Here is a 21542-nt window from a genome sequence, read left to right on the forward strand (position 1 = left end):
ATGCCCCCGGTCTTCGCCCACGGCCGCCTCCGCCTCTACCTGCTCAAACTGCTGGACGAGGCGCCGCGCCACGGCTACGAGGTGATCCGGCTGCTGGAGGAGCGCTTCCAGGGCCTGTACGCGCCCTCCGCCGGCACGGTCTACCCGCGCCTGGCCAAGCTGGAGGCGGAGGGTCTGGTCACGCACGCCACCGAGGGGGGCCGCAAGGTCTACTCGATCACCGAGGCGGGCCGCGAGGAGTTGGCGGGCCGCGGCGGTGAACTCGCCGATCTGGAGCTGGAGATCCGCGAGTCCGTCTCCGAACTCGCCGCGGAGATCCGGGACGACGTACGGGGCGCGGCGGGCCGGCTGCGCAACGAGATGCGCGCGGCGGCGGCCTCCGCGTCGGCCGGCACCCCGTCCGGCGCGGGCACCGAGCGGGAGGACTGGCCGGGGGACGGCGAGTCCTGGCGCGCGGCCAAGGAGGAGCTGCGCCGCGCCAAGCAGGAGTGGAAGGAACAGGCCCGCCGGGCGAAGGACGAGTCGCGCCGGGCCCGCGAGGACGCCCAGCGGGCGCGCCGCCAGGCCAAGGAGGCGCAGGAGACGGCGCGGCAGGAGATGCTGCGGATGGCCAAGCAGGTCCAGGACCAGGTCCAGGGCCACTTCGCGCGCGGCGACTGGCCGACGGGCCTGCGGGAGGGCCTGTCCGAACTGTCCACCCACTTCGGCGGCCTGGCGAAGGGCTCGGTATGGCCCCCGCAACCCGGGCCGGACACGGCCGAGTCGCCCGAGGCGCCGGACGAGGCGCCGTCGTGGGCCGAGGACGTCCCCGCGACGGGCGAGCCGGCCCGCGATCTGGACCGCCTGCTGGACCGCTTCCGCGACGACGTGCGCGACACGGCCCGCGACCACGGCATCACGGACGCCCAACTCACCGATGCCCGCGCCCACTTGTCGACGGCGGCGGCCCGCATCGACGCGCTGCTGCGGGGCCGGAAGGGTTAGGAAGGGTGCGGTGGAGGTGAGGGTCTCCCCCAGCTCCACCGCACCCGCCGCACCCACCGGACCCGCCGTTCGCGTCACCGCGTCACCGCGTCACCCGAACAGGGCCCGCTCCAGCGCGCCGTGTGTCGCGCCGTGGTCCGCCAGGACCTCCGACACCACCCCCGGCCGTACCGTCAGCGCCAGCAGGATGTGGGCGTCGGAGATCTCCTTGTCGCCGCGCCCCAGGGCGATCCGCAAGGACTGCTCCAGTGCCTTCTTCGCCTCGGGGGCGAACTTCCGGTGCGACGTCCACCCCCGTTTCGCCCACCCGCCGACCCGCATCGCGCCCGCCCCGTGCGTCTCCTCGACCGTCGAGACGATCCGCGCGACGTCGATCCCGATCCCGGCGAGCGCCGCCGTGTCGGCGGGCGACATGCCGCCCTGGCGGCGGGCGTCGGCCAGTCCCGCCTCCACGGAGGCCCGCCGGTCCAGGACGCCGAGGGAGGCGAAGGCGAACGCCGAGCGGGTGCCCCGCGAGTCGAGGAGCGCGAGCAGCAGATGCTCGTCGGTGACCCGTGACGCCGAGGTGCGCTCGGCCTGGGTGACGGCGCCCGTGACCACGTCCCGTGCGCCCTTCGTGAACCGTTCGAACATCACTGCCTCCCGTACTTCTTGTGTACTGCCTGCCTGCTGACCCCGAGCTGGGCCGCGATCTCCTGCCACGACCAGCCCTGGTTCCGGGCGCTGCGGACCTGGACGGCTTCGAGCTGTTCGAGCAGCCGCCGCAGCGCGGCGACCGCCCTCAGCCCGACTCGTGGGTCACGGTCGCCCGCCCGTTCGGCGAGATCCGTCGCATCACTCATGACGTCAATCTACGTTGACACCTCGGTCATGTCAACGCAGATTGACACTCGGGGGTCAGCCGCGCGCTCGCCGCGCCCAACGCCGCAGTACGGAGCGGCGGGTACGGGGCCGGGGGCGCCGCCCGTACGGCCGGTCCGGCGGGGGATCCGCCCGGACCGCGCGGCCCGGACCGTCCGGCGACGGCAGCGGCGCCCGCCACCCGGCCCGCGCCTGGATCTCCTGATGCGCCTCGTAGGCGGTCACCCGGAACGCCTCGTCGTACGAGGCCATGGCCGCGGTGATCGCCGCGCCCGCGGTCCCCCGGCGCCGGACGTGCCGTGCGAGCAGGCCGAAGGCGCCCAGCACGGCGACGAGACAGCCGACGACCGCGAGCGGCGGCAGCAGGGTGTTCACGGCTCCCCCTCAGCCGGTCAGCACGATTTTTCCGAACAGATCGCCCGCGGCCATCCGCTCGAAGCCCTCGCGCGCCCGGTCGAGCGGCAGTACCTGGTCGATGACGGGGCGGATGCCCGTCGCCGCGCAGAAGGAGAGCAGGTCCTCCAGCTCGTCCTTGGTGCCCATGGTCGAGCCGACGACCTTCAGTTCGAGGAAGAAGATCCGGGTCAGTTCGGGGTGCGAGGGCCGGTCGCCGCTGGTGGCGCCGGAGATCACCAGGGTGCCGCCCGGCCGCAGCGACTTGACCGAGTGCGACCAGGTCGCGGCGCCCACCGTCTCGATGACGGCGTCCACCCGGTGCGGCAGCCGCGCGCCGGGCTCGAACGCCTCGGTGGCGCCGAGTTCGACGGCGCGCCCGCGCTTGGCCGCGTCGCGGCTGGTGGCGTACACCCGCAGCCCGGCGGCCTTGCCGAGGACGATCGCGGCGGTCGCGACACCGCCGCCCGCGCCCTGGACCAGGACCGAATCACCGGGCCGTACACCGGCGTTGGTGAAGAGCATGCGGTACGCGGTGAGCCAGGCGGTCGGCAGACAGGCGGCTTCTTCGAAGCTCAGCCCGGCGGGCTTGGGCAGCAGGTTCCAGGTGGGGACGGAGACCCGCTCGGCGAAGGTGCCCGGGTAGACCTCGGTCAGGAGCGACCGGGGCTCGCGGGGGCCGACGCCGTGGCCGGTCTGGCCGATGACGGAGTGGATGACGACCTCGTTGCCGTCCTCGTCGATCCCGGCGGCGTCACAGCCGAGGATCATGGGCAACCGGTCCTCCGAGATCCCGACCCCGCGCAGGGTCCAGAGGTCGTGGTGGTTGAGCGAGGCGGCCTTGACGGTCACGGTGGACCAGCCGGGGCGCGGCCCGGGAGCCGGGCGTTCGCCCAACTCAAGGCCGTCGAGGGGCTGGTCGCGGTCGATACGGGCTGCGTAGGCGGCGAACATGACCTTGACCCTAGAACGGCGGCGTGGCCCACGGAACCACACACACGTGTGAGCCGGCTCCCGCTCCCGCGAGGCCCGAGGGGGGGTGGGGGGCGACGGCGTACGTCCACCGGCGCGGGCACCACCGGCGGCCGGCCCGCCCGCACACCCGCCCGCACACGGGGCCCCTCCGTCGAGGCGGCCCCGCGTGCGGAAGCGGCTACCGCCGTGCCACGCCCTCCGCGCGGGCCGCCGCCGCCACCGCGGACGTCACCGCCGGGGCCACCCGCTCGTCGAACGGGGACGGGATCACGTACTCCGCCGACAGGTCGTCGCCGACCACGTCCGCCAGCGCGGTCGCCGCCGCGATCTTCATGCCCTCGGTGATGCGCGAGGCCCGGACCTGGAGCGCGCCCGCGAAGATGCCCGGGAACGCCAGCACGTTGTTGATCTGGTTCGGGTAGTCGCTGCGGCCCGTCGCCACCACCGCCGCGTACTGGTGCGCGATGTCGGGGTGGACCTCGGGGGTCGGGTTGGCCATGGCGAAGACGAACGCGTTCGGGGCCATCGACGCGATCGCCGGCTCCGGCACTGTACCGCCGGACACCCCGATGAACACGTCCGCGCCCGAGAGCGCGGCCTCCAGCGAGCCGGACAGGCCGGCGCGGTTGGTCAGCCGGGCCAGTTCGCGCTTGACGTCGGTCAGGTCGTCGCGGTCCGGGCTGACGATGCCCTTGCGGTCCGCGACGGCCACGTCGCCGAGCCCCGCCGCCAGCAGGAACTTCGCGATGGCGATCCCCGCGGCGCCCGCCCCGGAGATGACGGCGCGCAGCTCGCCCAGGGTGCGCCCGGTGAGCTTCGCGGCGTTGCGCAGGGCGGCGAGCGTCACGACGGCCGTGCCGTGCTGGTCGTCGTGGAAGACGGGGATGTCGAGCCGTTCCTGGAGCCTGCGCTCGATCTCGAAGCAGCGGGGCGCCGAGATGTCCTCCAGGTTGACCCCGCCGAAGGACGGCGCGAGCCGCACGACGGTCTCGATGATCTCGTCGGTGTCGGTGGTGGCGAGCGCCAGCGGCACCGCGTCGACGCCGCCGAACTGCTTGAACAGGATCGCCTTGCCCTCCATCACGGGCAGCGACGCCTCCGGGCCGATGTCGCCGAGGCCGAGGACGGCGGTGCCGTCCGTGACGACGGCGACGACCTGCGACTTCCAGGTGTAGTCGTGGACCAGCTCCGGGTTCTCGGCGATCGCGGTGCACACCTTGGCGACACCGGGCGTGTACGCGAGGGACAGGTCGTCCTTGTCCCGGACCGGCACGGTGGCCCGGACGGCCATCTTCCCGCCGCGGTGCAGCGCGAAGGCCGGATCGAAGGGTTCGTCGGTGGCGCTGTCTCCGATGCGGTCGCGTGCCTCGCCGCCGTCGCCGGCGGTGTCGCTCTCACTCCGAGGATTCACGATCTCCGCTGCCATGTTCTTGACCCCTTAAGTCTCTTCATCAGTTGAGGGTGTCCACTCCTGGGATACGGAGGGGTGGGCTGGCACCGCGTACGTGCTCCGTCGCCGGCGCCGGTGACGCCCGACAGGAGGAGGTACGCACGCGCGGGCGCGCCGCACACGCGCCCTGAGCCCCGGATGAGGGGTGTAGCTGTCCTTCATACCGGACGGGCCTCGTCGCCGGGTCGTCGTTCGCCCCTTCTCCACGCGGTGACATGACTCATAGCGGAGTTTCCAGCCACATCCGCCGTACGACACGAAACACCCGGAGAAGAAGGACGAGCCGGAGATTGTCCGGCCGGAAGAAGGTTCACCAGTGGTTGGTCCGGTCGTGATGTGCCGGTCCACTGGGACACGAGGGTCACCCGTTATCCGATTTTGACATGACGAGGCCCCTGAACGGACCAGTCCGAATGGCAAGATGCCCTAATCAATCACACTCGGTCGCGACACTCGATGGCGTGTGCCCACCGCGTGACAGTCTCTCGTCCGCCCGGAGGATCCTCATCATGACCGCCAGCCTCACCAGTCGTACCACCGCCGGGAAGTCCCGGATCGCCGCGGTCGGCGCGATAGCGGTCGCCGGCGCGCTGCTGCTGACCGCCTGTGGCGACCAGACCGACAGCGGGAAGAAGGACTCCGGCAAGGACTCCGGCACCGCCTCCGCGAGCGCTCCGCTGGCCGGAAAGCTGCCGAAGGCGATCGCCGACAAGGGCGTCATCAAGGTGGGCTCCGACATCGCGTACCCGCCGGTGGAGTACAAGGACGACGCGGGCAAGACCGTCGGTATCGACCCGGACCTCGCCGACGCGATGGGCAAGCAGCTCGGCGTGAAGTTCGAGTTCGAGAACGGCACCTTCGACACCCTGCTCACGGGTCTGCGCTCCAAGCGCTACGACATAGCCATGTCGGCCATGACCGACACCAAGGCCCGTCAGGACGGCGTGGACTCCGAGACCGGCAAGAAGGTCGGCGAGGGCGTCGACTTCGTCGACTACTTCACCGCCGGTGTCTCGATCTACACCAAGAAGGGCGACGACAAGGGCATCGCGAGCTGGGCGGACCTGTGCGGCAAGAAGATGGTCGTCCAGCGCGGCACCGTCTCGCACGACCTGGCCAAGGCCGAGTCGACGAAGTGCGTGGACGGCGGCGGCAAGGCCATCACGATCGAGCCGTTCGACAACGACCAGCAGGCCCAGACCCGGCTGCGGGCCGGCGGCGCCGACGCCGGTTCGTCGGACTTCCCGGTCGCGGCGTACGCGGTGAAGACCTCGGGCGGCGGCAACGACTTCCAGCTCGTCGGCGAGCAGGTCGAGGCCGCCCCGTACGGCATCGCGGTCGCCAAGGGCAACACCGAGCTGAGCGAGGCCCTGAAGGCCGCGCTCGACGCGCTCATCGAGAACGGCGAGTACGACAAGATAATCGCCAAGTGGGGCGTCGCGGACGGCGCGGTCAAGGAAGCCACGATCAACGCCGGCACCTGATCCGCGCAGGCTCCCGAAAGGCGGCATCCGTGTCCGTTGAGATATCGAAGTCGGACGGCTCCCCCGGCGCGCCGCCCGCGGTGACCACCTCACCGGAGGCCATCAAGGCCATCCCGGTGCGGCACTACGGGCGGTACGTGAGCGCGGTCGTGGCGTTCGCCCTGCTGGCGTCGATCGTCTACGCGTTCTCCCAGGGAAAGATCAACTGGGGCGCCGTACCCGACTACTTCTTCGACGACCGCATCCTCAAGGGTGTCGGTCAGACCATGCTCCTGACCGTCCTGTCGATGGCCATCGGAGTCATCGGCGGCATCGTCCTCGCGGTGATGCGGCTGTCCAAGAACCCGGTGATGTCGTCCATCGCCTGGTCGTACATCTGGTTCTTCCGCGGCACCCCGGTCCTCGTCCAGCTCATGGTCTGGTTCAACCTGGGTCTGGTCTTCGAGTACATCAACCTCGGGCCGATCTACAAGGACTACTGGGCCAGCTTCATGACGCCGTTCCTCACGGCGCTGCTCGGCCTCGGCCTCAACGAGGCCGCGTACATGGCGGAAATCTGCCGTGCCGGTCTGCTCTCGGTGGACGAGGGGCAGACGGAGGCGTCGCACGCGCTGGGCATGAGCCACGCCAAGACGCTGCGCCGGGTCGTCATCCCGCAGGCGATGCGGGTGATCGTGCCGCCCACCGGCAACGAAGTCATCAACATGCTGAAGACGACGTCGCTGGTGGCGACCGTGCAGTTCTACGAACTGCTCAGGTACGCGCAGGACATCGGGCAGACGTCCGGCGCCCCGGTGGAGATGCTGTTCCTGGCCGCCGCCTGGTACCTGCTCATGACCTCGGTCCTGAGCATCGGTCAGTACTACCTGGAGCGGCACTACGCGCGCGGCTCGCTGCGCACCCTGCCGCGGACCCCGTTCCAGCGGATCAAGGCCAACCTGCTGTCCCTGGGCCGCCCGAAGGGAGGCACCGCATGACCGCCAGCGTGAACCCGGTGAACGGCCGGACGACGAACGGCGCGACCGCGATGGTCAAGGCCGAGGGCGTGCACAAGTCCTTCGGCGCGGCGCACGTGCTCAAGGGCATCGACCTGGAGGTCGCGCCGCGCGAGGTCTTCTGTCTGATCGGGCCCTCCGGCTCCGGCAAGTCGACCTTCCTGCGCTGCATCAACCATCTGGAACAGGTCAACGCCGGGCGCCTGTACGTCGACGGCGAGCTGGTCGGCTACCGCCAGAAGGGCGACAAGCTGTACGAGCTGCGCGACGCCGAAGTGGCCCTGAAACGCCGGGACATCGGCATGGTGTTCCAGCGCTTCAACCTCTTCCCGCACATGACGGCCATCGAGAACATCATGGAGGCACCGGTACAGGTGCGCCGTGAGACGAAGGCCGTCGCACGGGCGCGGGCCGAGAAGCTGCTGGACCGGGTGGGGCTCTCCGACAAGGCGAACGGCTATCCGTCGCAGCTCTCCGGCGGCCAGCAGCAGCGGGTGGCGATCGCCCGCGCGCTGGCCATGGAGCCGAAGCTGATGCTCTTCGACGAGCCGACGTCGGCGCTCGACCCGGAGCTGGTGGGCGACGTGCTGGACGTGATGCGCGATCTCGCCGAGGACGGCATGACGATGGTGGTCGTGACGCACGAGATGGGCTTCGCCCGCGAGGTGGGCGACGCGCTGGTGTTCATGGACGACGGCGTGGTCGTGGAGTCGGGCCATCCGCGCGAGGTCCTGACCAATCCGCGGCACGAACGGACGAAGTCGTTCCTGTCGAAGGTGCTGTAGGCCCTGAGCGGCGGACAACAGCGATGGGGAGGGGCGTGACGGGTTGTCACGCCCCTCCCCGCCGTCGTGTCCGCCTACTTCAGCGCGAGGACCAGCGAGTCGGACGGCGAGGACCAGACGGCACGCGCCTCGGCGAAGCCCGCGTCGGTGAGCGCGCGGGCGTGCCACGCGGCGGAGGGCGTGTCGCCGTCCGCGTGCTCGCCGTAGATCGCGAACCGTTCGGCGGTCGGCCCCGCGAGCACCGGGTCCTTCGCGGCCAGCGCCCACCAGTCGGCCCAGTCGAGCGCGCCCTCGGCCTTGGCGCGCTCCCGCTCCCGGTGGCGGTGGGCGCTTTCGGCCTCGTTGATACGGGGTGTGGCGCCGTCCTTCATGTGGTCGGCGTTCATGAAGACGCCGCCCGGCCGGACGAGGCCGGCGATCTGCCCGTACAGCACGGTCAGCGGCTCGCTGTGCAGCCAGTGCAGCGCGGTGGCGGTGAGGACGGCGTCGTACGACGCGTACGGCAGCTTCGCCGTCCAGCCGGGGTCCTTGAGGTCGGCCCGCACCAGGGTCAGCCGGGTGTCGCCGGCGAAGTGGCCGCCCGCGATGGCGAGCAGCGCGGGGTCGAGGTCGACGCCGGTGCTGGTGGCGGCGGGGAACCGCCGGAACAGCCGGTCGCTGATGCTGCCGGTCCCGCACGCGAGGTCGAGGACCCGCGGCTCGGGCCCGACCAGGGCGCCGACCATGTCGAGCATCACCCGGAAGCGCTCCTCGCGGTCCGGCATGTACCACTCCTGCTGGCGGTCCCAGCTGTCCTGCCAGGCCCGCCAGTCGGCCCGCCCCGGGGGCGGCGGTCCCGCCGCCGGGCCCGTGCCCGCCCCGGTCCCCGCACTCGCCGCCGCTCCCGCGTCCGTCTCCGTGTCCACCGTCGGAACCCTCCGCTCCCGTGATTTCCCGCAGGCCCGTAATACCCTGTACGCAAGACCAGCCATTACACCGATCTCAGACCCCGACCTTAGACCGCTGCCGTAAGGACTACAAGTGGAATTGGCCTCTTACTCGGACTATGCCGTGCGCCTGGTCAACACCGAGGAACCGGCCCGCGGTACGGACACACTGACCTCCGTCGACGCCGTACGCGCCCTGTTCGGCGAGTCCACGCAGCTCTCGCGCCGCGCCACCGAGGCGGACGTCACCCGCTTCCGCTCCGTACGCGCCCGGCTGCGCGCGGTCTTCACGGCGGCCGACGACGGCGAGGCGACGCACGCCGTCGACCTGCTCAACTCGCTGCTGCTGGAGTTCCCCGTCAGCCCGCAGATCTCCGGCCACGACTTCCTGGACGACGAGGGCCGCCCGCGCTGGCACCTGCATCTCGCCGAGCACCCGTCGAACGCGACGGCGGGGTACGCCGCGATCGCCGCGATGGGCCTGGCGTTCCACCTCACGGAGTACGGCGTGGACCGGCTCGGGCTCTGCGAGGCCGCGCCGTGCCGCAACGCGTACCTCGACACCTCGACCAACCGCTCGCGCCGCTACTGCTCCGATCGGTGCGCCACCCGCGCCAACGTGGCCGCCTACCGGGCCCGCAAACGCCTGGAGACGGAGCGGTCGCAGAGCACCGGCCGCAGCGCCGAGAAGGCCCAGCTGAGCGCGCCGGCCACGGAACGCTGATCCCCGTCGCGCGGCCGGTAGCGGGCCCGGACCCGGCCGAGCACCAGCTCGGCCGGGACGGCGCCGAACACCCGGCTGTCGCCCTCGGCACCCGGATTGTCGCCGAGCACCCACCATCCGCCGTCCCGCCGCTCGACCAGCCGCTTCACGATGAGCAGATCCTGCTGGAGCGGATGGCGCAGGACGGCGATGTCCCCCGCCTTGACCGGTGCGTGATAGTGCACCAGCAGCTGATCGCCCTGTCTGAGGGTGGGATACATGGACGGTCCCGACACCTCCGCGATCCCCAACAGCGCTCTGGGCTCGCGCCCGTGCTCGGCCATCCGACACCTCCCGGTCACACGGTACGTTCCGCCGTCCGTCCCATTTCGACCCCGGACTTTTGTCCTAAGCCCCAGGGGGCACTCGCAAAATCCGGGGTCTCACCGAGTAATGTCCCACCTGAGAAGACGATCACGAGGAAGGACAGCTCCATGCTCTCCCGCCTGTTTGCCCCCAAGGTGAAGGTCAGCGCCCACTGCGACCTCCCCTGCGGCGTGTACGACCCCGCCCAGGCCCGCATCGAAGCCGAGTCGGTGAAGGCCGTCCAGGAAAAGATGGCGGGCAACGACGACGCCCACTTCCAGGCCCGCGCCACTGTCATCAAGGAACAGCGCGCCGAGCTCGCCAAGCACCACGTCTCGGTCCTGTGGAGCGACTACTTCAAGCCCCCGCACTTCGAGAAGTACCCGGAGCTGCACCAGCTCGTCAACGACACGCTGAAGGCGCTGTCGGCGGCGAAGGGCTCGACGGACCCGGCCACGGGCCAGAAGGCCCTGGACCTGATCGCCCGGATCGACACCATCTTCTGGGAGACGAAGAAGGCCTGACCTTCCGTCTCATCGGGCTCGCACCACCGGCACCACCCGTGTCACCAGGCATCAACGACCGCACCCGGCCCGCCCGACGGACCGGGTGCGGTCGTCTGTCCGGGCAGTGACGGAAAAAGTGGCGTGGGACGCGCATGACGGGGCCCGGACGGGGCACCCGTCGCGACGCCGAACCTCTGTTCGCCTGATCCGGGAAGGGATCGACACCATGTCCGTATCCAGCCGTTCCACAAGAGCCGTACCGCAGACGGGGCCACGGGTCGGGGATCTTCCGTGGATCGAGGACGCGGGGAAGGTCGCGCCGCGTGACGCGCGTGAGCTGTCGCGGGTGTTCTTCGAGCAGCTCCAGGTGCTCGAAGAGGGCACCCACGAGTACCAGTACGCCCGCAACACCCTGATCGAGATGAACCTGTCGCTGGTCCGGTTCGCCGCCCAGCGCTTCCGCAACCGGGACGACCAGCTGGAGGACATCGTCCAGGTGGGGACGATCGGGCTGATCAAGGCCATCGACCGGTTCGAGCTCTCGCGCGAGGTGGAGTTCACCTCCTTCGCCGTGCCGTACATCGTCGGCGAGATCAAGCGCTTCTTCCGTGACACCAGTTGGGCCGTGCATGTGCCGCGCCGCCTCCAGGAGCTGCGGATCCAGCTCGCGCGGGCCAAGGACACGCTCGCGGTACGGCTCGACCGGGACCCGACGGTACGGGAGCTGGCCGAGCACCTGGAGCTGACGGAGGAAGAGGTCATCGAGGGGCTGGTCGCGGCCAACGGCTACAACTCCGACTCGCTGGACCTGCCCGCCGACTCCGACGCGGGCGCCGGTGGCGGCGGCGCGTCCGTCGCCGACTTCGTCGGGGCCTGCGACCCCGGCATGGAACTGGTCGAGGACTTCCAGAGTCTCGCGCCGCTCCTGAGCACGCTGGACGACCGGGAGCGCCAGATCCTGGAGCTCCGCTACGGACAGGAACTGACCCAGTCCCAGATCGGCGAGCGCTTCGGCGTCTCCCAGATGCAGATCTCCAGAATCCTGGCCCGCACCCTGGCCAAACTCCGGGACGGCATGCTCACCGAGAACTGACCGGGTCGTCCGGGTCCTCGACACCCGTTCCGGGGGCCAGGGGCGTGTGCCCGCGCGGGTGACCCGTACCGGCGCTGTCCGCCGCAGCGGCCGGGCCCGTACGCGGGTGGCCCCCAATGACGGCGCCCCCGCTTCCGCGGGTTGCCCCCGGTCTCCCGCCCGGCACCGTGCCCGTGCGCGGGTGGGCCGACGCGGCCCGCCGCCGTCGGCGCAGCGACGAGGTCCGTACGTGGCCGACCCGCGGGTGTCGCGCCCGGCCGTGCGCCGGGCGCCTCCGGTCCCGGGCCGTGGGGCGTGCGTCCCGCACGGTCACGGCGCCCGGCACGGGCGCTCTCCCCCGGGGACCCGAGGGGGCACGGAAGGTCCCCCTGTGTTGTCGGAGCGGCCACGTACGACAGGGCCGTCCACCCCGTCGATCCTCCGCCGCGCCGTCGCACACACCGGCGGAGACATCAACGGCTCCGCGCCGGGCGCGCCGCCCCGCGGGCGCCCGGCGCGCGGCCCCGGGCGCCTCCGGTCCTAGGCAGCCGACGCGGACGCCTGCAACAGCGGGCTCTTGTTGCGCGTGAGCCACTGGCGGTAGCCCACCGCCTGCAACGCCGCCTCCCGGTAGGCCGCCCGCAGGTCCGCGTACACCTCCGCGCCTCCGGGTCCCTCACCGGCGCCCTCCGCCGCGCCGGTGAGGCCGGAGCCGTCGTACGCCCCCGGCCGCGAGAACAGCAGCAGCCGCACCCCCAGCGGGTCGTCGCGCAGCGGCCGTACGACCATGTCCTCGCGCGGGACCGAGGTCGGCTGGCAGGGCGCTATCGCCTCGCCGCCCGCGATCAGTGACGAGGCCGTCAGGTAATCCCCGTGCAGGACCGGCGGGTTGAGCCCGGCGTCGCCCAGGACGCGGCGTACGCCGTCCCACTCGCCGTCCACGGTCGGGTCGATCATCCAGCGGTCGGCCGCCAGGTCGGACAGCTCCACGACCTGGCTGCCCGCAGCCGGATGGTCCCGGGCCAGTGAGATGAACTGCGGTTCGCGCTCGACCAGTACCCGCCGTTCGAGGTCCGGCGGCACCCGCAGCGGACAGCCCTCCACCTCGTGCACGAACGCCACGTCGAGCCCGCCCCCGGCGACCTCGCGCAGCAGCGCGTTCGCGGAGACGTCCATCTGGAGCGAGATGTCGGTGCCCGGCAGCCGCTCGCGCAGTCTGCGCAGCCAGCCCGCCAGGGCGCGGCTGGCCGTGGCGCCGATCCGCAGCCGGGGCCCGGCGGACCGGTCGGCGGCGGCTCTCGCCTCGGTGATGAGCGAGGCCATTCCGGCGACCAGGGGTCTGGCCCGGCTGAGCACGGTGTGACCGAGCAGGGTCGGCCGGCAGCCGGTGCGTTCACGGGAGAAGAGTTCGGCACCGAGAGAGTTCTCGATCCGCCGAAGTTGCGTCGTCAGGGACGGCTGGCTCATGCCGAGCTGCCGGGCGGCCTTGTGCAGACTTCCGGCGTCGGCGATGGCACACAGTGCGCGTAGATGCCTCACCTCCAGCTCCATGTACTGAAGAGTAGGCCCGCACAGGTACTCGACGCCAGGGACTCAAACCGCAGTAATTGGCTTGGATTCGCGGGAAATTGGGCGAGCCGGAACGCCGGGTGATGCTCTCGTGCTATCGCCCTTCGGCATCATCCCCAGAGCGCTGTGAGGCACAACACTCTTGCCTACCGAACCCGTTCGTCGGACGAGTAGGAGCCCCCCACATGAGATTCCACCGCACGGCACTTTCCGCGATCGCCGGACTGTCCCTCGCGTTCGCCACCGCCTTCACCGCCACCCCGGCCGCCGTCGCCGCCCCCACCGGCGTCGCGCCCGCCACCACCGCCTCGTACGCCGCGTACGAGGGCTCCTCGGAGGACGCCGCCGCCACCAAGGCGTTCTACAAGGCCGTCATGAAGTCGGTGGCCGAGAAGCGCGCCGCCAACCCGGGTGTCCGCGCCGTCACCGTCGTCTACGACGCCTCCGGCGCGCCGTCGTTCGCCGGCCAGATAGCCAGCAGCACCCAGATCTGGAACAGCTCCGTCGGCAACGTGCAGCTCCAGCAGGGCAGCAACGCCGACTTCACCTACGAAGAGGGCAACGACCCGCGTGGCTCGTACGCGAGCACCGACGGGCACGGCCGCGGCTACATCTTCCTGGACTACGCGCAGAACCAGCAGTACGACTCCCTGCGCGTGACCGCCCACGAGACCGGGCACGTGCTCGGCCTGCCGGACAACTACACCGCCCCGTGCAGCAAGCTGATGTCGGGCGGCGGTCCCGGCACGTCCTGCACCAACTCGCAGCCGGACGCGGCCGAGCGCAGCCAGGTCGAGAGCCTCTGGGCGAACGGCTTCGCCGCCGCACTGGCCAAGACCTCCTGATCCGTCGCTGATCCGCCGATCGGCAGATCGCGAACCCCCCACCGGATCAGGCACCCACCGGGCGTGCCGGTACTCGCTGTCGAGTACCGGTGCGCCCGGAGCGCTTTCCCGGGCCGGTGACGGCGTGGGGCACGTGGCCGGCATCGGACAGGCGCGGCATCGGACGGGCACCGACGCCCGGCACGTCCGGCCGGCCCTGCCCGGAACGGCCCGCCGGTCCGGGCAGGACCGCCGGTCCGAGAAAGGCCGCCGGTCCGGGCAGGACCGCCGGTCCGCGCATGGGCCGCCGGCGCCGTCAGGCGTTCACCAGGATTCTGCCCCCGAACTCCGTGTCCTCCGGCATCTGCCGCCGGATCCGGTCCAGGGCGTCCTGGAAGCCCGCCCCGACGATGCCGGAGTCGTACGCCGCCCCGCCGCAGCGCAGCGTGAGGCTCAGCTCCGCGCGGCCCGACGACGAGGGCGCGCCCGAGGGCCTGTCACGGAGCGTCAGCAGGCAGCTGAGCGTGGCTTGTTGGACCGTGTCCCCCGCGTGCACGGGCATGGGTATGTCCCATTCCAGAACGCAGGACGACAACACCCCTCCCGCCTCCGTGGGTTCGAGCACGGAGAAATCGGCCCCCTCGTAAGCAACTCCCCTTATTCGGGTACGGACCTGCCGTCCGTCCGCGATGATCGTGATGGGCTCCGCCCCGCGGCGGTCCCGGTACCAACCCGCCCAAGACTCCGTCGACTCCGCTGTCATGGCGCGGACTGTAGCGGTAGCGGAGCCTCCGTCGCCGCGTGGGTCACCGCTTCCGGCCGTACGTCCTGACGGTCACTCCGTTGCCGAAGACCCGGTGCGCCTCCAGGGTGAACTCCCCCTGGGCGCAATCCGATCCGAACATGGGCATTCCGGATCCGAGGAGAACCGGATAGCTCTTGACGATCAGTTCGTCCACCTCGTCCCTCAGTGCGCCGGCCAGGGTGGCGCCGCCGCAGAGGTAGATGTCGAGCCCGTCCTCCCGCTTGAGCTCCCGGACCCGGGCGACGACGTCTCCGGACACGATCTCCACGGCGGGGTCCTCGGCGGTGAGAGTCCGTGACGCCACCAGTTGGCGCAGGTGCGCGTACGGGCTGGTGACACCGGCGTCCCGCGCGACGTCGTAGCTGCGTCGGCCTTGGATGACCGTGTCGAACCGCTTGTTCTCCAGATGGTCGATGCCGAGCGGCCGACGGCCCTGGGTCGGCAGCGTCTCGGGGAACTCCTCCTTGAGAAAGGCGAAGTACTCCTCGTCGACGAAGCGGGTGAAGAAGGCCGCCTCGCCGGTGGGGTCGCCGATGAAGCCGTCGATCGACGCGGCGATGAAGTAGCTGAGTCTGCGCACGTCGTTCCTCTGCTGAGCGGGGCGGCGGAAGGGGTTACGGGGGTCGGTGCCCGGTGTCGGTCCGGGGTGCGCGACCCCGAACGGTCCGCCTACCTTGCTTCATCCGTCCAGATCGATCAACCTCCTTTCGGTGCAGGCGACTTGGCGATTCGGCGCGATTCAGCTGGTCCGGCGCGTCACATACTCGGCCAGGGCCAGCAGATCCCCCGCCGCCGCCAGATCCGGTACGGCCAGGGAGAGTTGGTGGACGGCGCGCGCCATCCGGTCGGCCGCCTCCGACTGGGCCCAGTCACGTCCGCCGGCCCGCTCGACCGCCGAGGCGGCCCGCGCGACGGCGCTCTCGTCCATCGGCCGCCGGTAGAGGTCTGCCAGTTCCTCGGCGGCGGGATGCCCCGAGACCAGTGCGGCGACGACCGGCAGCGACTTCTTGTGGGCCACCAGATCCGCACCGGCCGGTTTGCCCGTACGCCCCGGATCGCCCCAGATCCCGATGAGATCGTCGATGAGCTGGAAGGCCAGCCCCGCCTCCCTCCCGAACGCGTCGAGCGCCACCACCGCCTCGTCGTCCGCGTCCGCGTAGAGCGCGCCGAGCGCGCACGACGTCCCCAGCAGTGCGCCGGTCTTGGCCATCGCCATGGTCACGCACTCGTCCAGCGACACGTCGTTCGGCCCGCGCGACTCCAGCGCGCAGTCCGTCTGCTGTCCCGCGCACAGTTCGATCACGCAGTTGGTCAGCCGCACCGAGGCCCGTGAGGAGGCCGGATGCCGGTCCTCGGCCAGCAGCCGCAGCGCCAGCGACTGGAGGGCGTCGCCGACGATGATCGCGTCGGTGGTCCCGAAGACCGTCCAGGCGGTCGGCCGGTGTCTGCGGGTCGGGTCCTCGTCGATCACGTCGTCGTGGAGCAGGGTGAAGTTGTGCGCCAGCTCCACCGCGACCGCCGCCGGGACGGCGCGGTGCGGCTCCCCGTCCAGGGCCCGGGTCGCCGCGAGGACGAGCGCGGGCCTGATCGCCTTCCCCGCGCCGGCGCTCGCGGGTGAGCCGTCCGCCTCCTGCCAGCCGAAGTGATAGCGCGCGACGCGCCGTACGGCCGGGGGTAACGACTCCACCGCCGCCCGGAGTTCGGGGTGGACGACGCTGCGCGCACGCTCCAGGAGCGCCACGGCCTCGTGGCCGTCGACGACGGCATCCGTGCTGGTCATGGTCGAGGTCACTTCCTCTGGTGCGGACGGGGAACCGGGACGGAACGGGTGGCCGTTCCGGAGGGCGACGGGTGGGGCCCGGCCGTACGGCGGACCGATGACGCACGCGGATCCGGACACAGGTCCGGGTCCGGTCCGTCACGGCGGGCCCCACCCGTACCTACCGGATCAGCGCCAGTTGCTCACTTCCACGTTCTCCAGGACGCCGAGGGCGTCCGGCACCAGCACCGCGGCCGAGTAGTAGGCGGTGACGAGATAGGAGATGATCGCCTGCTCGTCGATGCCCATGAACCGGACCGACATGCCGGGCTCGATCTCGTCCGGGACACCGCTCTGCTGGAGCCCGACGACGCCCTGTTCCTTCTCACCCGTACGCATGCAGATGATCGAGGTCGTCCGGGCGCCCGAGATCGGGATCTTGTTGCAGGGGAAGATCGGCACCCCCCGCCAGGCGGTCACGTGCTGGCCCCCGACATCGACCGTGGCCGGATTGAGCCCTCGCTTGTTGCACTCCCGGCCGAAGGCGGCGATGGCCTGGGGATGGGCGAGGAACAGCTTCGAACCACGGCGCCGGGACAGCAGTTCGTCCATGTCGTCGGGGGTGGGAGCGCCGTCGTACGGCTGGATCCGCTGCCCGTAGTCGCAGTTGTTCAACAGGCCGAACTCGCGGTTGTTCACCAGTTCGTGTTCCTGGCGCTCGCGCAGCGCCTCGACGGTGAGCCGCAACTGCTGCTCGGTCTGGTTCATCGGCTCGTTGTAGAGGTCGGCGACCCTGCTGTGGACCTTCAGCACGGTCTGCGCGACGCTCAGCTCGTACTCCCGGGGCGCCGCGTCGTAGTCCACGAACGTGTGCGGCACCACGGCCTCGCCGACATGGCCGGCGGACAGGTCGATCGCCGCCTCGCCGTACTTGTTCGTCCGCTGCGCCGGGACGGACGCGAGCCCGTCCAGATGTCCGCGCAGCGACCCCGCCCGCTCCGCGAGGTTGAGCACGTCCAGCCGGGTCAGCACCAGCACCGTGCAGGCCGTCGCCGCCCGCGCCGTGTACTGCCAGGTGGCGTTGCCGTCCACCAGTGCCTGATCCCCGAAATACGCCCCGTCGGCGAGGACTCCGAGCACGGTCTCGTCCCCGTAGGGCCCCTCCCCCACCTGCTCCACCTTGCCGTGCGCCAGCAGATATACCCGGTCCGCCGCGTCCCCGGAGATGACCACGGTCTCGCCCGCGCGGAAGTCCCGCTGCTCGCAGCGGTTCGCCAGTTCGGCCAGCACCTCCTCGTCGTCGAAGCCGCGCAGCGCCGGCAACTCGCCCAACTCCGCGGGGATGACCGCCACCCGGTCTCCGGTCTGCACGAACGTCACACGCCCGTCACCGACGGCGTAACTGAGCCGACGGTTCACCCGGTACGTACCACCCTGCACCTGTAGCCAGGGCAGCGCGCGCAGCAGCCACCGCGAGGTGATCTCCTGCATCTGTGGCGGCGTCTTCGTGGTGGTCGCCAGGTTCCGCGCCGCAGCCGTCCCCAGGCTCTGCTGGGCAGGCGGCTGCACTGTACGGACCTCGTCACCAACCGACATGAGTCTCCCTCTCCATCTTGGGCTGACCTGCGTGAACAAGCTTTGCACCACGCACAGTTGAGACGCCATCACACAAATGAGTGGGACTGGATCTTCGCGGTCGGGGCACATTCACGGCTTCTGTCACAGCCGGACAGCCGGAGCGCGGAAAGTGACCGGATCGGCTCGCACAACGTGCGAATCCATGGTCCACTCCGGGGTGTTCGGGTAGGAGCCAGCGGTACGAGACGTTCCACATACCGGTCAAGGAGGCGGCCATGGCCACACCCATGTCTGCGAGCAGCTTCATCCGCGCGCTGAAGAACGAGGGCCTGACCGTCGTCGAGGTCGGCGACTGGCGCACCCACAACCGCAACCACGTGGGGCCCTGGGGCCCGGTCCACGGCGTGATGATGCACCACACGGTCACCAAGGGCACCGCGAACACCGTGCGCATCTGCCGCGACGGCTACGCGGGGCTGCCCGGACCGCTGTGCCACGGCGTGATCGCCAAGGACGGCCGGGTCCATCTGGTCGGCTACGGGCGGGCCAACCACGCGGGCTCGGGCGACGACGACGTGCTGCGCGCCGTGATCGCCGAGAAGGCCCTGCCGCCCGACAACGAGGCGAACACGGACGGCAACCGGCACTTCTACGGATTCGAGTGCGAGAACCTGGGCGACGGCACGGACCCCTGGCCCGCCGTCCAGGTCGAGGCCATGGAGGCCGCGGCGGCGGCCGTCTGCCGCGTCCACGACTGGAACGCGCCCTCGGTCATCGGCCATCTGGAGTGGCAGCCGGGCAAGATCGATCCCCGTGGTGTCTCCATGACCGGTTTGCGCAGACGCGTCGCCGAGCGCCTCAAGTAGGTCCCCCGGGCCTTCCCGCCGGCCGGCGCGACAATGGACGGGTGAACCCCGACGTGCTCGGCCCCGGCCTCGCCGCCCTGCGGCCACGGCTGCCGTCACCCCTGACGGCCGTCGAGGACGAGCGCTTCACCCGGCACGGCGTACGACTGCTGCTGAAACGGGACGACCTGATCCACTCCGCGCTGCCGGGTAACAAATGGCGCAAGCTCGTGCCGAATCTGCGCGCGGCGGCCGACGGCGGCCGACGGATCCTGCTGACCTTCGGCGGCGCCTACTCCAACCACCTGCGGGCCACCGCCGCCGCGGGCCGGCTGCTGGGCTTCACGACGGTCGGCGTCGTACGGGGCGACGAACTGGCCGGCCGCCCGCTCAACCCCTCCCTCGCCCGCTGCGCCGCCGACGGCATGCGGCTGCGCTTCACCGACCGCGCGACCTACCGCCGCAAGGCGGAGCCCGCCGTCCTGAGGTCGCTGCTGACCGGCGCGGCCGAGGAACTGTCCGTGCCTCCCGAACGGCTGTACGTCATCCCCGAGGGCGGCAGCAACTCCCCTGCCGCGCGGGGCTGTACGGCGCTGGGAGAGGAACTGCGCGGCGCCGCGGACGTGGTGGGTGTCGCCTGCGGCACCGGCGGCACCCTCGCGGGCCTGGCGGCGGGGCTGGCCCCCGGACAGCGGGCGATCGGCTTCCCCGTGCTGCGGGGTGGCTTCCTGGCCGGGGAGGTCCGGGCGCTCCAGCTGGCGGCCTTCGGCGGCCCGCGCGGCGCGTGGAGCCTCGACGAACGCTTCCACGGCGGCGGCTACGCCCGTACGACACCCGGCCTGGACTCCTTCGCCGCCGACTTCGAGGACCGCCACGGGCTCCCCGTCGAACGTCTCTACGTGGCCAAACTGCTCCACGGCCTGACGGTCCTCGCCGGGGAGGGCGCCTTCCCGGCGGGCAGCACGGTCGCCGCCGTGATCACCGGCCGCCCGGAGCCCGCCGAAGGACCCTGATCCGGCCCCGGGTGCGACGACTCCGGCCGGCGTCAGCCGGCCTCCTCCCGGTAGGCCACCGCCTCTTCCAGGTCCAGCCGGCGCAGCAGGGTCCGCAGCATCTCGTCGTCGATCCGCCGCTCGTCCCGCAGTGTCACGAAGACATCCCGTTCGGCCCCGATCATCTCCCGCGACAGCCGCTGGTAGGTCCGGTCGGCGGACTCGCCGGTCAGCTCGTTGACCGTGCCCAGCCGCTCCCACACCGCGTTCCGCCGCCGCTCCAGCACGTCCCGGAGCCGGTTGGCGAGCGGTTCGGCCAGGGCGTTGTGCTCGTCGGCGAGCAGGTCGTCCAAGCGGCGCTCGGCCGCCTCCGACGCCCGGCTCTGCGCCTGCGCCTCGGCCAGTGTCTCCGCGTACGTGTCGCGCCCCGGCAGCTTCAGCAGCCTGATCAGCGGCGGCAGGGTGAGGCCCTGGACGACGAGGGTGGCGATGACGGTGGTGAACGTCAGGAAGAGGACGAGATTGCGGGCCGGGAAGGCGTCGCCGTCGTGCATGGTCAGCGGGATGGAGAAGGCGACGGCCAGGGACACCACGCCGCGCATCCCGGCCCAGCCCACGATCAGCGGCGCCTTCCAGGTGGTGTCCGGTTCCCGTTCCCTGATCCGCCGCGACAGCAGGCGCGGCAGGAAGGTGGCCGGGAAGACCCATACGTAGCGGACCACGACGACGGCGACGAACACCCCGACGGAGTAACCGGCGACCTCCGCCGCTCCGTAGGAGCCGAGCCCCTTCAGTACATAGGGCAGCTGGAGCCCGATCAGGGCGAAGACCACGGACTCCAGGAGGAAGGAGACCATCCTCCACACGGCGTCCTCCTGGAGCCGGGTGGCGAAGTCGACCTGCCAGGACCGGTGTCCGAGGTAGAGCCCGACGACCACGACGGCCAGCACACCGGAGGCGCCCACCTGCTCGGCCGCCGCGTAGGCGACGAACGGGATGAGCAGCGAGAGGGTGTTCTGGAGCAGTGCCTCGCGCAGATGCGTACGGAGCCAGTGGAGCGGGACCATCAGGACGATTCCGATGCCGATGCCTCCCAAGGAGGCCAGCGCGAACTCGCCGATCCCGCCGGCCCAGCTCGCGCCTTCCCCGACCGCCGCGGCGAGTGCCACCTTGAACGCGGTGATCGCGGTCGCGTCGTTCACCAGGGACTCACCCTGGAGGATGGTCGTGATCCGGCTCGGCAGCCCCAGTTTCCGGGCGATCGCGGTGGCGGCCACCGCGTCCGGCGGCGCGATGACGGCGCCGAGCACCAGGGCGGCGGTCAGCGGCAGGTCGGGGATGAAGGTGTACGCGAGGTAGCCGACGACGAGTGTCGCGAACAGGACGTAGCCGACGGAGAGCAGACCGACGGGCCGCACATTGGCGCGGAGGTCCAGGTACGAGCTGTCCACGGCGGCCATGTGCAGCAGGGGCGGCAGCAGCAGGGGCAGCACGATGTGCGGGTCGAGTACGTAGCTGGGCACGCCCGGCACGTACGCGGCGACGAGTCCCGCCGTGACGAGGAGGAGCGGTGCCGGGACGGGCGTCCTTCTGGCCGCCGCCGCGATCACGGCGCTCCCCGCCACCAGGGCGATCAGCTGCAACGGGTCCATCCCACTGTCCTCCACCGA

23 protein-coding genes are annotated in these 21542 nt (G+C 71.2%); 10 read left to right on the forward strand and 13 right to left on the reverse strand.

Annotated features, from left to right (window positions below):
• Positions 1 to 984, forward strand: coding sequence for a PadR family transcriptional regulator (locus tag OG875_RS08780; protein WP_330173655.1), 984 nt, complete (start codon positions 1 to 3; stop codon positions 982 to 984).
• 90 nt (positions 985 to 1074) lie between these two features.
• Here the strand turns inward: OG875_RS08780 and OG875_RS08785 are convergent, their stop codons facing one another.
• From OG875_RS08785 to OG875_RS08805, 5 genes are all read right to left on the reverse strand, one after another.
• Complete coding sequence (locus OG875_RS08785) at positions 1075 to 1617, reverse strand: Clp protease N-terminal domain-containing protein (protein WP_330173656.1); 543 nt, start codon at positions 1615 to 1617, stop codon at positions 1075 to 1077.
• A complete protein-coding gene (locus tag OG875_RS08790) occupies positions 1617 to 1826 on the reverse strand; it encodes a helix-turn-helix domain-containing protein (RefSeq protein WP_330173657.1) in 210 nt (69 codons plus the stop codon). Before OG875_RS08790 ends, OG875_RS08785 begins: the two co-directional genes overlap by 1 nt.
• Before the next feature lie 55 nt (positions 1827 to 1881).
• Complete coding sequence (locus OG875_RS08795) at positions 1882 to 2220, reverse strand: hypothetical protein (protein WP_330173658.1); 339 nt, start codon at positions 2218 to 2220, stop codon at positions 1882 to 1884.
• Positions 2221 to 2229: 9 nt separating this feature from the next.
• Entirely contained in the window at positions 2230 to 3192 is a 963-nt protein-coding gene (locus tag OG875_RS08800; protein ID WP_330173659.1) for a zinc-binding dehydrogenase, read from the reverse strand.
• A 199-nt stretch (positions 3193 to 3391) separates the two neighbouring features.
• On the reverse strand, positions 3392 to 4639 hold the full coding sequence (locus tag OG875_RS08805; protein WP_330173660.1) for an NAD(P)-dependent malic enzyme: 1248 nt from the start codon (positions 4637 to 4639) through the stop codon (positions 3392 to 3394).
• A gap of 533 nt (positions 4640 to 5172) precedes the next feature.
• Between OG875_RS08805 and OG875_RS08810 the strand changes: the two genes are divergently transcribed.
• From OG875_RS08810 to OG875_RS08820, 3 genes are read left to right on the forward strand one after another with little or no spacing between them, the layout of a single operon-like run.
• Positions 5173 to 6147: an ABC transporter substrate-binding protein gene (locus OG875_RS08810; RefSeq protein WP_330173661.1), complete on the forward strand. Its 975-nt coding sequence runs from the start codon at positions 5173 to 5175 to the stop codon at positions 6145 to 6147.
• Positions 6148 to 6176: 29 nt separating this feature from the next.
• Positions 6177 to 7124, forward strand: coding sequence for an amino acid ABC transporter permease (locus OG875_RS08815; protein WP_330173662.1), 948 nt, complete (start codon positions 6177 to 6179; stop codon positions 7122 to 7124).
• Between the two features lie 50 nt (positions 7125 to 7174).
• Positions 7175 to 7927: an amino acid ABC transporter ATP-binding protein gene (locus OG875_RS08820; protein ID WP_330177665.1), complete on the forward strand. Its 753-nt coding sequence runs from the start codon at positions 7175 to 7177 to the stop codon at positions 7925 to 7927.
• Between the two features lie 74 nt (positions 7928 to 8001).
• Here OG875_RS08820 and OG875_RS08825 read toward each other — a convergent pair whose 3' ends face one another.
• Positions 8002 to 8691: a class I SAM-dependent methyltransferase gene (locus tag OG875_RS08825; RefSeq protein ID WP_330177666.1), complete on the reverse strand. Its 690-nt coding sequence runs from the start codon at positions 8689 to 8691 to the stop codon at positions 8002 to 8004.
• A gap of 256 nt (positions 8692 to 8947) precedes the next feature.
• Here OG875_RS08825 and OG875_RS08830 point away from each other — a divergent pair, with 256 nt between their 5' ends.
• Positions 8948 to 9577, forward strand: coding sequence for a CGNR zinc finger domain-containing protein (locus OG875_RS08830; protein ID WP_330173663.1), 630 nt, complete (start codon positions 8948 to 8950; stop codon positions 9575 to 9577).
• On the opposite strand, the gene sodX is transcribed toward OG875_RS08830, so the two are convergent.
• Positions 9481 to 9900, reverse strand: a complete 420-nt coding sequence (sodX, locus tag OG875_RS08835) for a nickel-type superoxide dismutase maturation protease (protein WP_330173664.1) — start codon at positions 9898 to 9900, stop codon at positions 9481 to 9483. The genes OG875_RS08830 and sodX overlap by 97 nt on opposite strands.
• 150 nt (positions 9901 to 10050) lie before the next feature.
• Between sodX and sodN the strand changes: the two genes are divergently transcribed.
• Positions 10051 to 10446: a superoxide dismutase, Ni gene (gene sodN, locus OG875_RS08840; protein WP_330173665.1), complete on the forward strand. Its 396-nt coding sequence runs from the start codon at positions 10051 to 10053 to the stop codon at positions 10444 to 10446.
• 208 nt (positions 10447 to 10654) lie between these two features.
• Positions 10655 to 11521: a SigB/SigF/SigG family RNA polymerase sigma factor gene (locus OG875_RS08845; RefSeq protein WP_330173666.1), complete on the forward strand. Its 867-nt coding sequence runs from the start codon at positions 10655 to 10657 to the stop codon at positions 11519 to 11521.
• Positions 11522 to 12040: 519 nt separating this feature from the next.
• On the opposite strand, the gene OG875_RS08850 is transcribed toward OG875_RS08845, so the two are convergent.
• Positions 12041 to 13051: a LysR family transcriptional regulator gene (locus tag OG875_RS08850; RefSeq protein ID WP_330173667.1), complete on the reverse strand. Its 1011-nt coding sequence runs from the start codon at positions 13049 to 13051 to the stop codon at positions 12041 to 12043.
• A gap of 203 nt (positions 13052 to 13254) precedes the next feature.
• Here OG875_RS08850 and snpA point away from each other — a divergent pair, with 203 nt between their 5' ends.
• Positions 13255 to 13914, forward strand: a complete 660-nt coding sequence (gene snpA / locus OG875_RS08855; protein ID WP_330173668.1) for a snapalysin — start codon at positions 13255 to 13257, stop codon at positions 13912 to 13914.
• 295 nt (positions 13915 to 14209) lie between these two features.
• Here the strand turns inward: snpA and OG875_RS08860 are convergent, their stop codons facing one another.
• From OG875_RS08860 to OG875_RS08875, 4 genes are all read right to left on the reverse strand, one after another.
• Positions 14210 to 14656, reverse strand: a complete 447-nt coding sequence (locus OG875_RS08860) for a DUF6304 family protein (protein WP_330173669.1) — start codon at positions 14654 to 14656, stop codon at positions 14210 to 14212.
• Positions 14657 to 14699: 43 nt separating this feature from the next.
• Positions 14700 to 15278 carry a dihydrofolate reductase family protein gene (locus tag OG875_RS08865; RefSeq protein ID WP_330173670.1) on the reverse strand — a complete coding sequence of 193 codons (579 nt, stop codon included), beginning with the start codon at positions 15276 to 15278 and terminating at the stop codon, positions 14700 to 14702.
• 159 nt (positions 15279 to 15437) lie between these two features.
• Positions 15438 to 16478, reverse strand: coding sequence for a family 2 encapsulin nanocompartment cargo protein polyprenyl transferase (locus OG875_RS08870; protein ID WP_330173671.1), 1041 nt, complete (start codon positions 16476 to 16478; stop codon positions 15438 to 15440).
• Positions 16479 to 16646: 168 nt separating this feature from the next.
• Entirely contained in the window at positions 16647 to 18053 is a 1407-nt protein-coding gene (locus tag OG875_RS08875) for a family 2B encapsulin nanocompartment shell protein (RefSeq protein WP_330173672.1), read from the reverse strand.
• A 257-nt stretch (positions 18054 to 18310) separates the two neighbouring features.
• Between OG875_RS08875 and OG875_RS08880 the strand changes: the two genes are divergently transcribed.
• Both OG875_RS08880 and OG875_RS08885 read left to right on the forward strand, forming a co-directional pair.
• Positions 18311 to 18901, forward strand: a complete 591-nt coding sequence (locus OG875_RS08880) for an N-acetylmuramoyl-L-alanine amidase (protein WP_330173673.1) — start codon at positions 18311 to 18313, stop codon at positions 18899 to 18901.
• A gap of 41 nt (positions 18902 to 18942) precedes the next feature.
• Positions 18943 to 19893: a 1-aminocyclopropane-1-carboxylate deaminase/D-cysteine desulfhydrase gene (locus OG875_RS08885; RefSeq protein ID WP_330173674.1), complete on the forward strand. Its 951-nt coding sequence runs from the start codon at positions 18943 to 18945 to the stop codon at positions 19891 to 19893.
• A gap of 32 nt (positions 19894 to 19925) precedes the next feature.
• Here OG875_RS08885 and OG875_RS08890 read toward each other — a convergent pair whose 3' ends face one another.
• Complete coding sequence (locus OG875_RS08890) at positions 19926 to 21524, reverse strand: Na+/H+ antiporter (protein ID WP_330173675.1); 1599 nt, start codon at positions 21522 to 21524, stop codon at positions 19926 to 19928.
• Between the last annotated feature and the right edge of the window lie 18 nt (positions 21525 to 21542).

The sequence above is a fragment of the Streptomyces sp. NBC_01498 genome, assembly GCF_036327775.1.
GTDB lineage: Bacteria > Actinomycetota > Actinomycetes > Streptomycetales > Streptomycetaceae > Streptomyces.